The 13,123-nt window shown below is 48.4% G+C and carries 12 protein-coding genes and 1 pseudogene; 7 read left to right on the top strand and 6 right to left on the bottom strand.

The window, feature by feature from the left end:
* The first annotated feature begins 36 nt into the window (after nucleotides 1-36).
* From ACN0VA_RS12405 to ACN0VA_RS12380, 6 genes are all read left to right on the top strand, one after another.
* Entirely contained in the window at nucleotides 37-447 is a 411-nt protein-coding gene (locus tag ACN0VA_RS12405) for an SRPBCC family protein (protein WP_417821460.1), read from the top strand.
* 131 nt (nucleotides 448-578) lie between these two features.
* Entirely contained in the window at nucleotides 579-1,376 is a 798-nt protein-coding gene (locus ACN0VA_RS12400) for a MinD/ParA family protein (protein WP_417821459.1), read from the top strand.
* 13 nt (nucleotides 1,377-1,389) lie between these two features.
* The gene (locus tag ACN0VA_RS12395) at nucleotides 1,390-3,054 is read left to right on the top strand and encodes a hypothetical protein (protein ID WP_417821458.1); all 1,665 of its coding nucleotides are present in this window, start codon (nucleotides 1,390-1,392) and stop codon (nucleotides 3,052-3,054) included.
* Nucleotides 3,055-3,056: 2 nt separating this feature from the next.
* A complete protein-coding gene (locus ACN0VA_RS12390) occupies nucleotides 3,057-3,434 on the top strand; it encodes a hypothetical protein (protein WP_417821457.1) in 378 nt (125 codons plus the stop codon).
* A gap of 160 nt (nucleotides 3,435-3,594) precedes the next feature.
* Nucleotides 3,595-3,912, top strand: a complete 318-nt coding sequence (locus tag ACN0VA_RS12385) for a hypothetical protein (RefSeq protein ID WP_417821456.1) — start codon at nucleotides 3,595-3,597, stop codon at nucleotides 3,910-3,912.
* Nucleotides 3,913-3,948: 36 nt separating this feature from the next.
* A complete protein-coding gene (locus ACN0VA_RS12380) occupies nucleotides 3,949-4,620 on the top strand; it encodes a hypothetical protein (protein WP_417821455.1) in 672 nt (223 codons plus the stop codon).
* Between the two features lie 18 nt (nucleotides 4,621-4,638).
* On the opposite strand, the gene ACN0VA_RS12375 is transcribed toward ACN0VA_RS12380, so the two are convergent.
* Both ACN0VA_RS12375 and fliI read right to left on the bottom strand, forming a co-directional pair.
* Nucleotides 4,639-5,061 (bottom strand): flagellar export protein FliJ, encoded by a 423-nt coding sequence (locus ACN0VA_RS12375; RefSeq protein WP_417821454.1) that lies wholly within the window; start codon nucleotides 5,059-5,061, stop codon nucleotides 4,639-4,641.
* A gap of 10 nt (nucleotides 5,062-5,071) precedes the next feature.
* Nucleotides 5,072-6,466 (bottom strand): flagellar protein export ATPase FliI, encoded by a 1,395-nt coding sequence (gene fliI / locus ACN0VA_RS12370; protein WP_417821453.1) that lies wholly within the window; start codon nucleotides 6,464-6,466, stop codon nucleotides 5,072-5,074.
* 215 nt (nucleotides 6,467-6,681) lie between these two features.
* On the opposite strand from fliI, the gene ctrA reads away from it, so the two are divergent.
* Entirely contained in the window at nucleotides 6,682-7,386 is a 705-nt protein-coding gene (gene ctrA / locus ACN0VA_RS12365; RefSeq protein ID WP_417821452.1) for a response regulator transcription factor CtrA, read from the top strand.
* 306 nt (nucleotides 7,387-7,692) lie between these two features.
* Here ctrA and ACN0VA_RS12360 read toward each other — a convergent pair.
* From ACN0VA_RS12360 to ACN0VA_RS12345, 4 genes and pseudogenes are all read right to left on the bottom strand, one after another.
* A pseudogene (locus tag ACN0VA_RS12360) lies at nucleotides 7,693-8,526 on the bottom strand (CheR family methyltransferase); the annotation flags it as partial.
* Complete coding sequence (locus ACN0VA_RS12355; protein ID WP_417821451.1) at nucleotides 8,523-9,683, bottom strand: protein-glutamate methylesterase/protein-glutamine glutaminase; 1,161 nt, start codon at nucleotides 9,681-9,683, stop codon at nucleotides 8,523-8,525. The gene ACN0VA_RS12355 and the pseudogene ACN0VA_RS12360, both read right to left, overlap by 4 nt.
* A 47-nt stretch (nucleotides 9,684-9,730) precedes the next feature.
* Nucleotides 9,731-10,096 (bottom strand): response regulator, encoded by a 366-nt coding sequence (locus ACN0VA_RS12350; protein ID WP_188661653.1) that lies wholly within the window; start codon nucleotides 10,094-10,096, stop codon nucleotides 9,731-9,733.
* Nucleotides 10,097-10,222: 126 nt separating this feature from the next.
* Nucleotides 10,223-12,991, bottom strand: a complete 2,769-nt coding sequence (locus ACN0VA_RS12345; protein ID WP_417821450.1) for a chemotaxis protein CheW — start codon at nucleotides 12,989-12,991, stop codon at nucleotides 10,223-10,225.
* Nucleotides 12,992-13,123 lie beyond the last annotated feature (132 nt).

Below are 13,123 nucleotides of genomic sequence, written 5' to 3'. Positions count from 1 at the left end.
CCCGTCCTCCCCCCATTTTGATTACAGGTAACTCTCTTGAAATTAACCAAAGAAATCCAGATTAATGCCCCTTGCCGCGACGTTTATCGTGCATTGACGAATTCTGCCGAAATTATCCGTTACTTCCCGTTAGATCATGTTGAATGCGACTGGCAAGAAGGTAACCCCATCGTATTTAGCGGACCGGACAGCGGTCAAGACATTGGCGTTATTGATCGCTTGCTTCCCCATTCCCTGTTCCAATTTACGTATTGGAATAAAAACCACGGGACAGAAAACGTTAAAGACAACCACATCACCATTCGTTATGAACTGCAAGAATCCGGTGATCAAACACAACTCAACCTTATTCAAACCAACCTACCCTCGCAAACATACAAGGATATGATGACTGGTGTTTGGGACTATTTATTAGGTGAATTAAAAAAATATCTCGAAAATAAATAAATAATTTCCAAAAAACAAAGACCGCCTGATAACCAAGGATTTACACGGCTTTCATTCTCCTCTTTCTACCTGAAATTAACGAATTGAACATCTTTACCTAACCGTTCGGTAACCATTTGGGCGTACAAATTATGGCTATGTTTGCAGCTATGAAAAAAACAACTCCAACGCCGAGGGCACGCAAGGGCGGTAATGTATTTGCCGTTGCATCGGGTAAAGGCGGTGTGGGGAAGACCTGGTTTGCCGTGACGTTGTCTCATGCGTTGGCAAATCTGGGTCAAAAAACATTACTCTTTGACGGGGATTTCGGTCTGGCCAATGTGGATATCCAGCTTGGCCTCATGCCCAAACACGACCTTTCCGGCGTGGTGGGTGGGAATCTTACGCTCAATCAGGCCGCGCAACATTTCGATGAGGGCGGTTTCGATATCATCGCCGGACGATCGGGATCCAGCGCTTTGAATCATATTCCGGCCAATCAGGTTCAACATCTGGGAAATGACCTTGGTGTCTTGGCCGCATCCTATGACCGGGTCATTATTGATTTAGGGGCAGGCATGGATCGCCCGACCCGTCAACTGACATCCAAGGCCGGAAGCTGTCTGGTCGTCACCGCAGACGAACCCACCGCCATGACCGATGCCTATGCCTTCATTAAAACCATGTCAAAGGACCACCCCGGTTTAGACCTCCGCATCGTTGTGAATATGAGCGATTCTATCCGCGACGGGGAACGAACCTACAACACACTACGCCGAGCCTGCGAAGGATTTTTGGGCATTTCGCCGCCTTTGGCAGGTGTGATTCGCTGGGACAAGCGTGTTCGTGATACAATCAAACAGCAGCAGCCTTTGCTCAGCCACGCGCCTTCCTGTGTCGCTGCCAAAGATATTGCCGCTATTGCCAATCGATTGTTGAACAATTTTTAGAATGTAACACACCATGACAAGCGTTGCCCCCCCACCACCACCGCCACCGCCCAGTGCGGGGGGTTCGGCTGCGCAATTGACCGTTACATTACCCCCGGCAAATGTCGCGTCTCTCGAACTGTCGAAACTCGCCCTTGACAGTCTCATTAATGGATTGGTCAAACAGGCCACACCACAAGGCAATCTTCAAATTCAAACCAATTTAGGCCTGCTTCAGTTTAAAGCGCCTTTTGTCTTACCTGAAGACACGCAAGCCACCTTCCGCCTCGTCCAAAAAGTCCCAAATATTCAAATCCAGTTGGTCGGGATCAATAACAAGCCGGTTTCCCCCAATATACCGGCCGCGAAGGTTGCCACATTTGCTGCACAGACATCATTGACACATCGACCCCAAACAGCGCTGCCTCCCTCCGCCTTAAACGCAAATGCAACGGGGGCAGGTCCCGCAACCTTATTAAGCTTGAACAGTGCAACTGGCTTTCGCGCTTTTGTTCTCACACCATCTCAGGCGCAAGGTTTCACATCAACAACCGCATCAACTTCTGCCATGCAAGGGCCAAATAATCCCTCCCCTGTCAGCATATCCGCAACAGCCAAGACCTCTTCCAATAATCCTTTTCGGCCCTCCACAGGTAACCCAAGCGCAAGCGGACAAAACACCCATCCCATGCTGCAGCCAGGAAATAATTTGAAAGTACGCCTGTTATCCGTTCAACAGGATCAACAAGGTGGAAAATCCTCGACGCAACCAACCCAAAACCTCGCCCTGACATCTACGACAAATGCCGGCAGTACGATGAAATCCAATACGGTCATTATTCAGGGGACGATTATGGGCAACACAGCCCAAGGACAACCGATTGTAAAGACCGCTCAGGGGTTGATTGCATTGGATATCAAGGCCAAGATACCGGAAGGCACACAGGTGAAACTTGAAATCCTGTCAGCCACCCGTCCCGACCCTCAGACACACGCAAAACCAGTTCTAAATGAACTTAAGCTGGAACAAGGGGTTGGAAAAAATTGGCCGACCCTCGAAGAAGTCGATAAAATTTTAACGCAAATCAACCCAACCGCCGCAGACAACCTGCATCAGGCCATGATCCCGAAGGCAGATCATCGCCTCGCCGCCAATATGATCTTTTTTCTAAAGGCATTGGGACGCGGGAATTTCAAGAACTGGGCCGATGACAAAGTCTTGAAAGCCTTGTCCAAAGCACGACCGGACTTGTTGAAAAAACTGGAAAATGATTTCACACAAATCAGCGACAAGATCAAAACGCCAAATGCTACGGACTGGAAAATCGCCTATATCCCTTTGCAAGACAACGGGCAAATAAACCAAATCAGATTGGCAGAACGCGATCACAAGGATGAAAAAGAAGAAGGAAAAGAAGACCCCGGCGTGCGTTTTGTCATCGATTTGCATCTCTCTCGTCTGGGGGCCATGCAATTGGACGGATTAACCAAGGAAAGCAACCGTATGTTTGACCTGATTATCCGTACACATAAACCATTGGCCGGGTTTATCCGGCGCGACATCCTTGAAATCTATGAAAATGCAATGGACACAATCGGTTTCGATGGTAAGTTATCTTTTCAAGTCACCCCTCGTTTTATTGAAGTCGATGGGGTTGATCTGACATCGACAGAATTAAATCTCGGCATGCTGGTATAAAAATGGACCTCGCACAACGACGCAGCCTAATCGCGACCAAAGATAACCCAAACCGGGTAAATGATTATATCATTACATTCCAGACCACTTGCACACGGACAGCACGACGCCTACGCCTGCGTTACGTGCCCGACAAGGTCATTATCGATACCGCAGAAATAGACGCATACTTCACCCATCTGTTTGATTTGCCGGATTATTCCCTCGAACAGACGGCAAACGCTCTTTTAGAAGATATGAATAACGAACTGGTCGCGCGCTGGATACAGGTCTTTGGCGAGGAAGAACCCCATCAAACAATAACGCATAATATTGTTATAGAAGATCGCCAACCTCAATGGGATAATCCCCATTTGCTTGTACGCATCTCCACAATTTAATACCCCAAAATAAAACAATAATATTTATAACTTTAATACAGATATCTATTTAATATAATATCTGATATTATAAATAATAATTAAAAATAAATATCATTTATCTTAATCCCATATATATTTTTATTTCTCAGGCAGGGCTATACTTCTTAAAGAGTCTCCCATGACCACTCGTACACATACAGAAACCGTTACCTTTCATCACCCTTTTAAACTTGATGAAGCGATCAATACGCAACCGGCAGGTTCTTATCAAATTGATACGGATGAGGAACTGATCGAAGGCTTGTCCTTTGTTGCCTACAAACGCACCCAAACGATCATACATCTGCATAGCAAAAGCAAAAACAGCAGCTTGACCCGTGCTCTCACCATAAAAGCGTCTCTCCTTAAACAGGCATTAGAACGCGACAGGGCCGCAGATGGCAATATCTTAAAAGATCTGGAAATTGATTATTATTTTTTAGGTAAGAAATCGTAAAAACGATCTAATGCCAAGCCTCAAAGAAAGCACCGAATGAACATTCCTTCTCAGACGAGAATATTTTCGCTCCTATTTATTTCCACTTTATTTGCCTGCATGGCTGTGTCCTCCCCATCAAGCGCACAAAACATTCCAACCCATGCCCATGCAGAGAAATACGGTACAGGTTGGCTATGTGATGACGGTTACCGCGAGAGCAATAACAAATGCGTGAAAATAAAAGTCCCAAAAAATGCATTTGCCACAGGTCGATTATACGATCGTGGATGGGAATGTTTGCGCGGTTTTAAGCATATGGGTGAGAAATGCGTCCCTGTCTTTGTCCCCAAACATGCCTATTTAGATGACACAGGAAACACATGGAACTGTGAACGGGGATACAAAGAAACAAAAGACGCATGCCTTTTGATCACCCTGCCAAAAAATGCCTATTTATCCGAAAGTGCCTATGAAAACGGTTGGGAGTGCGAGCGTGGATATCGTACCGTTCAAAATACCTGCCAACTGATCACGGTTCCCAAGAATGCTTATCTCAATGACCGTTCTCATCAATTTGGATGGAAATGTCTACGGGGTTTTAAACAGGTTGATAACACCTGCATTCACATCGAATTACCCAAAAACGCTCATCTGGATTATTCAGGGAATGACTGGGAATGTAACCCTTCTTTTAAAAAATCACAGAAAGCCTGTTTGCCGCAATAATACCAGATCCGTCTTTTCTTAATCCTGCTTGCGACGGTGCAAGTTCATTGCGATCTCATCCATTTCGATGTTTTCTTTGCGGGTGCGTTCTTCCTCTTCCCGCTTGATGCGATTTTTTTCCGCTTCTTCATACACTTTCAACTCGCGGAACGCCTCGTTGACATCGTCGCGTGCAATCTCGACTTCCTGCTCCTTGGCAGCAATCGCTTGTTGCAGTTGTTCGCGTATGCCCATTGCACGTTGATGAAACCGACCATAGGAAAATAAAGCCTGATCGGGGGCGGATTTTGCAATCTTCTGTTCTTCAATCAGTTGGTTTTCAAGATCTTCCAGTTTTTGTTCGAGATCATGCAGCTCGCCATACAACTGACCGAGAACACGGCGTTTCTCATCGACACGATATTTATGAAGACGGATCAGGTTGGCGAGTGTTTTACCCATACATCACCCTTTATTGCGGCCCTTGCAACTGTTCATGCGGTACACCCAATTGAGAAACATCCCCATCAAAATCTTTGTATGGCATCCCCAACAACTGTGCCAAGGCCATATATCCGGTTTCCAAATTCATAGGCTCATTCTTATTTTGGGATAAAAAGGCCTCCATTGCCGGATAATAATAAACAGCTTCATCCACTTTGGGGTCTGTTCCCTGACGATAGGCCCCCAGACGAATTAATTCCGCCATATCTTCATAGGTTGACAACAATTCTCGCGCTTTAAAGACCAAAGCATTTTGCTGATCATCATTACAATCAGGCATGGTCCGTGAAACGGACCGCAATAAATTAATCGCCGGATAACGTCCCCGTTCGGCAATGGCGCGATCCAATACGATGTGACCATCCAGAATACCACGCACCGCATCCGAAATCGGTTCGTTATGGTCATCGCCTTCCACCAAAACAGTGAACAGCCCGGTAATGCTGCCTTGTTGGGCATTCCCCGGCCCGGCACGTTCCAGAAGCCGCGGCAATTCGGCAAAAACGGACGGGGTGTAGCCTTTGGAGGCAGGCGGTTCCCCCACAGACAGACTGATTTCACGTTGTGCCATTGCAAAACGCGTCACGCTATCCATTAAACACAGAACATCACGTTGCTGATTTCTAAAATATTCGGCAACTGCCATTGTGACATAGGCCGCTTGACGGCGCATCAACGGGGGCTCATCCGACGTTGCAACAACAACAATGCTGCGGGCTAAGCCGTCTTCACCCAGATCATCTTCAATAAATTCACGAGCTTCGCGACCACGTTCCCCAATCAGGCCAATGATACTGACTTCGGCTTCCGTATTGCGCGCCATCATCGACAGAACGGTCGATTTCCCCACACCGGAACCTGCAAAAATCCCCATCCGTTGCCCACGACAACAGGTGAGAAAGGTATTAATCGCGCGCACACCCAAATCAATTTTGCCCCCGACACGGGTCCGTTCATGGGCCGACGGTGGAGTGCCCTTAATAATATAAGGTATGGGTCCAACCGGCAGTGGACCTTTGCCATCAACTGGTTCACCCATCGCATTAATGACACGCCCCAGCCATGCCTCGCACGGGAATAAAACTGGCTCGCGCTGCCCAACTTCTACGCGATCCCCTAAAGCAATGCCATCCACCGGACCAAAGGGCATGACAAGCGCACGACCATCGCGGAAACTGACGACCTCGCAAGTGACCCAATCGCGGCGACGCACATGAATTCTGCAATGATCTCCAATAGATAGCGCCCCTTGAACACCGCCGACCTCGACCATAAGGCCTTGAACTGCCGCAACCCGGCCAAACACATTAAAGCCGGGAAGCTTGTCAACTTCTGCGATTACGTTATTGACCAACAGGGCCACGATAGATACTCCAAACAGGGATGTTCATTGCCTTTTCTTTGCTCACTATACTCCTTTTGCAAAAAATGACAAACCCCTTGACAGGATTCAATATTTTTTGCGACTCGTGAGAAAATATAGCGTTGCGACAAAAAAACTATTTTCAACGAATCGGAGTTATGGTAATGGTTAACGAAAGGTTAATGAAAAGTTAACGCCAACTTTCGGGGGGCACCATGCGCGCATTACTCGTTGAAGACAACCCAAGCGAAGCCAAAGCCATAGAATTGATGCTTAAATCTGCCGGGATGGTGGTGGATGTCACCAACTACGGTGAAGAAGGTATCGAGATTGGCAAGCTATACGATTACGATATTATTATTCTCGACCTCATGCTGCCCGACATCGATGGATTTGAAGTCCTGCGTGCCCTGCGCAGTTCCAAGGTCGAAACACCGATCCTGATCCTGTCCGGTCTGGACCAACCGCCGTCCAAGGTGAAGGGTTTTGAAATCGGGGCCGATGATTATTTGACCAAGCCATATAACAAAGACGAACTGATTGCCCGCATTCATGCAATTGTGCGCCGATCCAAAGGCCATGCACAATCCATTATTCGCACAGGCAAGCTTTGTGTTAATCTGGATAATCAAACCGTCGAAAGTGATGGAAAACCCGTACATCTGACATCCAAGGAATATGGTATTCTTGAACTTCTTTCCCTGCGCAAGGGGTCTACCTTGACCAAGGAGATGTTCCTCAACCACCTTTATGGCGGCATGGATGAACCGGAACTGAAGATCATCGACGTTTTTGTCTGCAAACTCCGCAAAAAACTGACCAAAGCAACGGATGATAACTACATTCATACCGTTTGGGGACGCGGTTATGTCTTACGCGACCCCGATGCCGACGACGCAGCACAAGCGGCGAGTGCCTGACGCAGAACTTTCAACCCCATAAGAAAAAGGCCGCCTGCAATGTGAGGCGGCCTTTTTCTATTAAGGTTTCTTAATGCCGGGTTTGGGCGGCAAGGGTCGTGTCGGCGAACCCGATGATGAGCCTGCCGGGCGTGGCGGTAGCCCACCAGGACGCGGTGGCACTCCACCGGGACGCGGCGCGGCGGGTGCTGCTGGACGTGCCGGTGCGTCAGCCCCTTTAGGCGCACGACCTTCCACCATGTGTTTTGGCTTGGCAAACCCTGTTGGCGCAGCAGCGGGTTTTGGCGTCGCACCAGCGGCGGGTGCCCCATCCCCTAAAGACCCATTTCCGCCCGTACGGCCATAAACACCACGCAAGCCGGGAACGGGTTTGAAGGCTTCTGAAATACCCAAAACGGTTTCCGCGCCACCTAAATACAGCACGGCATCATCCGTCATTTGTTTTGACATTTTTTCCAGAACAGTCCCTTTGGTCTGCTGATCAAAATAAATCAAAACGTTTCGACAAAAGACCACATCAAAGGTGCCCAGCGCATTCATATCGTTCAGCAGGTTAAATTCCTTGTACTGAACCATCGCCCGCAAAGATGCATCAATCTGCCACAAATCATCATGCTTTTTAAAGTATTTCACAAGATGCTGAACAGGCAAACCGCGCTGAACCTCGAATTGAGAGTAAAGACCTGCTTTGGCCTTTTCCAACATTTCACGCGAAATATCCGTGCCGATGATTTCAATACGCCAACCGGCAAGCTGTGCAGCAGCCTCTTTTAACACCATTGCAATCGAATATGGTTCCTGCCCACTGGAGGCAGCCGCACACCAAATTCGAAATGATTTTTTTGCCGCCCGCGTTTTGATCAGGTTTGGTAAAACCGTATCGCGGAAAATATCAAAGGGTTTAATATCACGGAAGAAGAAGGACTCATTCGTCGTCATTGCTTCGGTAATTTCGTCGGCCAACGCATGATCCATCCGCGCTTTCAACGAGGAAACGAGATCTTCCAAACCTTTCATACCGCGCTTTCGCGCCACCGGCATCAACCGACTTTCAAGCAGATACGCTTTATCTTGCGTTAAAACAAGACCGGACCGATCCTTAACTAATGTTGCGAGAAACTGAAAATCATCAGGTTTCATGACGCACCTCCCGCAGCGACTTTAACGACATATGAAGAAATTTCGTCCAAGGGCAGAACCGCGCTGCAAAGGCCGGCCTGCGCAACCGCGCCCGGCATCCCCCAGACCACGCTGCTGGCTTCATCTTGTGCGATCAAGTCACCCCCGTTTTCAACGATGACACGGCCACCTTTAAGTCCATCGGCCCCCATACCCGTTAAAATAACGCTCAAAACTTTTCGACCATAGGCGGCTGAAATACTGCGTAACATTGGGTCAACGGCAGGACGGCAGAAATTTTCCGGTGGATCCTGATTTAGTCTTAGAACCTTTTGCACCCCTTGACTTTCCACCACCATATGGAAATCCCCTGGTGCCAAATAAGCTTTACCAGCTTCAACAACCATACCGTCTGTGGCCTCCGAACAGGTCCACCCTGTCATACGGTTGATATGTTCGGCTAAAATCTTTGTAAAGGTCGCCGGCATATGCTGCGTAATAATGACGGGTTGCTTCACTTTCCCGAACATACCTTTTAAAACGCTGAACAAAGCCTGCGGACCACCTGTCGAACTGCCGATCGCAATCACATCGGGGCGCTCTTTCAAAGAAGGGGCCCGTAGAACCACCTCTTTATGCTTATGCAAGCTTGATCCGGCATGCGCAGGTGTCGTCGGTGATGGTTTCTCTAACGTCGTGCGCGGTCGCGAAATCGAAATGCTTGGGGAACCTTTTGATTTACGTCGCGCATTGGCATGAATTTTAACTTTATCGACCAATTCCTTGGAAAAGTCCCGCCCGCCCGACAATTCGCGCGAGGAAGACGGTTTCGGAATATAATCGACCGCACCGGCTTGTAGTGCCCGCAAACTGATATCTGCATTCCGCGCCGTTAAGGTCGAGGCCATAATGACACGAATGGATTTGTCAATTTCCAACAATTTGGGCAGGGCCGTCAGCCCATCCATAACCGGCATTTCGATATCAAGGACAACGACTTCAACCTCGTTTCGAGCCAGACTATCCACCGCCATTTTTCCATTGCCAACAGAAGAAACGACTGAAATGTCGGCATCGGCTTCAAGCATACGCGTAACGAGCCCGCGCACCACAGCAGAATCATCGACCACCATGACCCGGATTGGATTATTACTTTTTTGCGTTTGATTAACCGACATCGTTTTTCCAATGAGACTCGACAAGAGAACCTCAATTCATAAAAGAATTACAAAAGACCGACTTGAGAGAATTTCGCTTGAATAATCTCGCTGTCAAATGGCTTCATAATATATTCGTTTGCACCTGCTTCAATGGCTTCCTGGATATGCTCAATATCGTTTTCCGTCGTGCAGAAAACAACAACCGGCTCATCTCCACCCGGAAGCTTGCGTAATTCGCGCAAATACTCAATGCCGCTCATCACCGGCATATTCCAATCCAGAAGTACCGCTGTCGGCATTTCTTTTTTGCACTCATCAAGAGCTTGCTGGCCATCGGCTGCTTCGATTGTTTCAAAGCTTAATTCCTGGAGAATTTTACGGGCCACCATACGGATGACTTTAGAATCATCAACAATCAGACAAGATTTCATTATTTTACGGCTCCCTTCGGCATTATAACCTTGGCGCACCGGCTCCTCTGGTTAGAGACGGCCCCCATACATATGTAATAAGTTAATGCAGCGGGCCGTCAAACTCAACAACGTTCGAAACTTTTCTTACTTTTGCGCGAGCAATTCAGACAAGGTTTGTAACAAAGCATCACGATCAAATTTGGCGCAATAGTCGTTGAAACCGACTTCACGTCCACGTTCGAAATCTGCTTCTGTTGCATGCGATGACATTGCTACCATCGGTGTATGCTGCCAACGCGTATCACTGCGTACGGCTTCGGCAAATTCAAAACCGCTCATCTCCGGCATTTCGATATCACTGACAATCGCATCATAGAAGGCACCGGCGGAACGCAGTTCCAAAGCTTTCTTCGCATTTTCAGCCGTGGAAACTTTATATCCGGCAACCGATAGGATCGGTGTCAGCAAGTTGCGGAAGAACGGGCTGTCATCAACCAACAGGACGCGCGGTCCACCTTGGTAATCATCACCATAGGAGATAGTGGTTTCTGCACGACCAAACCAATCCGGGAAGGCTTTGGTCAGATAGTAACCGGCGTCAATCAGATCGGTTGCCTTACCGCTAATCACCGCAGAACCGACAAAGCCGTCACGCTCAGACGCCAGCTCGATATTGAGGTGGTCTTCCACGATATCGACGATTTCATCAACAACCAGACCCATAGAGTGATCACGATCCGTAAAGACGAGGACCGGCTGACGACCTTCTTCCTTCCAGACATGATTCGGATCGATCGGGATCAACGGCATGAGTTGACCGCGATATTGAACAACCGGGTTTGTACCTGAATATTCGATCTTCGTGACATCGACTTCTTCCAGACGCGCAACCAGAGCCAACGGAACCGCTTTGAGTTCTTCGCTGCCCGCACGGAAGATGAGGATGGAAGTTGTTTCCCCGTCTGTGCGTGTTGTCATCGCCGTATTGTGTGCATCATTACTGCCACCCATCGCAACTTCACCGGTTGTCGCCGCAATACCGTTCGGATCCAAGATCATAATCACGCTACCGTCACCCAGAATTGTATTCCCGGAGAAGAGCGAGATATGACGCAGGATCGGCGCAACAGGCTTCACAACGATTTCTTCTGTATCGAAGACGCGATCAACAATAATACCAAACTGGTAGGTCCCGACCTGCGTCACAACAATGAACAGCTCATCATTGGCAAGGTCTTTTTTGGTTTCATCCAGTTTCAAATGATCATGCAGGGAAACCAGCGGCAACAGACGATTACGCAGACGCAAGACAGGCGCATCGTTAATCATTTCAATCGCGTTATCAGTGCCAGAAGACGTACGCACAAGCTCCAGAACACTAATTTGCGGGATGGCAAAACGTTCACCTGAACATTCTACAACCAACGCAGACACAATTGCCAAGGTCAGCGGGATCTTGATGGTAAAGGTTGACCCTTTGCCTTCAATGGATTTCAGCTCGATCGTACCACCAATTTTTTCGATATTGGTCCGTACAACGTCCATGCCCACACCACGACCGGAAACACTGGTCACTTTTTGCGCGGTTGAGAAACCGGCGCGGAAAATAAATTGGTGGATTTGCTGATCTGACATCGCCTCCAGATCGGCTTCACTGGCCAGACCGTTTTCAATTATTTTGGCTTTAATACGATCTGTATTCAGCCCTTTACCATCATCGGTAATTTCAATGATGATGTGACCGCCTTCATGGAAGGCATTCAGTGTAATGGTACCGACTTGCGGTTTACCTATTTCTACACGCTCACTCGGTTGTTCCAAACCGTGATCAGCAGAGTTCCGCACCATGTGTGTCAACGGATCTTTGATCAATTCGAGGACTTGACGGTCCAGTTCGGTTTCAGCACCGATCATTTGCAGGTCGATTTTCTTATTCGATTCAACCGACAGATCACGGACAATACGCGGCAATTTCGCCCAAGCATTCCCGATCGGTTGCATCCGGGTTTTCATAACCCCTTCCTGCAAATCCGATGTAATGTGGCTTAAACGTTGCAGCGGTACTTTGAAGACACTGTCATCGGACCCACGCACCATTTGCAACAACTGGTTCCGGGTCAAAACAAGCTCGGACACCAACGTCATCAAGTTTTCAAGCAGTTCGACATTCACACGGATGGTCTGGCTGGCAACAGAGGCTTCTTTCGGTACTGCGGCTTTCTTGGGTTCTTCTTTTTTCGCAGCCGGTTTCGGCGCCTCTTTCGGTGCAGCAGGAACTTGGGGAGTTGGCGCAGGCGGTTCTGGTGTCACCGGCGCACTTGCCGCTTTCTCCGCTTCCATTTCTGCTTGCATCTGAGCTTCAATTTCTGCCTGACTGGGGGCGGTTACCCCGGCGGCCACAGCTTGTTCAACCTCGGCCAGAAGTTCAGCGGCAACAGGGAAGCCCTGATCATTTGTAATCGGGCCACTGGACGGTGCAGGTGCAGCTTCTGCGACAGGTTCCGGTGCGGCAGCCGGTGCAGCCGCTTCAACGGCACGGCCCTCAGCCATTGCGTTAAGTTGATCAATGAGTTCCTGATCATTCCCATCCGGTTCGGCTTCTGTTTCTTCCAACGTTTGCAGCAATTCTTTAATTGTATCAATCGCGTGCAAAATCAGGGTCACGGCCTGAGGTGTAACTTCCAATGTACCTTCACGGAATTTCCCCAGTACGTTTTCACCGGCATGTGCGACTTTTTCCAGACGCGGCAGCCCCAAAAACCCACAGGTCCCTTTAATCGTGTGCATCAAACGGAAAATATTGGACAGGATTTCCGTATCATTCGGGTCCTGTTCAAATCTTACCAGTTCAGAGTCCAACACCATCAGGCTTTCGGACGTTTCCGTTATGAATTCACTGAGTAGATCATCCATGACTGTACCTTTCTACTGTCACGCCGGCGTATCCGGCCGCATTTAAGACGCTCAAGAAGCGCGTTTACCATTTCTCTTACCACAAGCAATAACTTAAAAACTGCTGAGTTCAAAAGAAAAAATGCACTTCAT

This window comes from Terasakiella sp. (assembly GCF_048267425.1).
GTDB lineage: Bacteria > Pseudomonadota > Alphaproteobacteria > Rhodospirillales > Terasakiellaceae > Terasakiella.
This window is presented reverse-complemented; position numbering and strand designations above follow the sequence as displayed.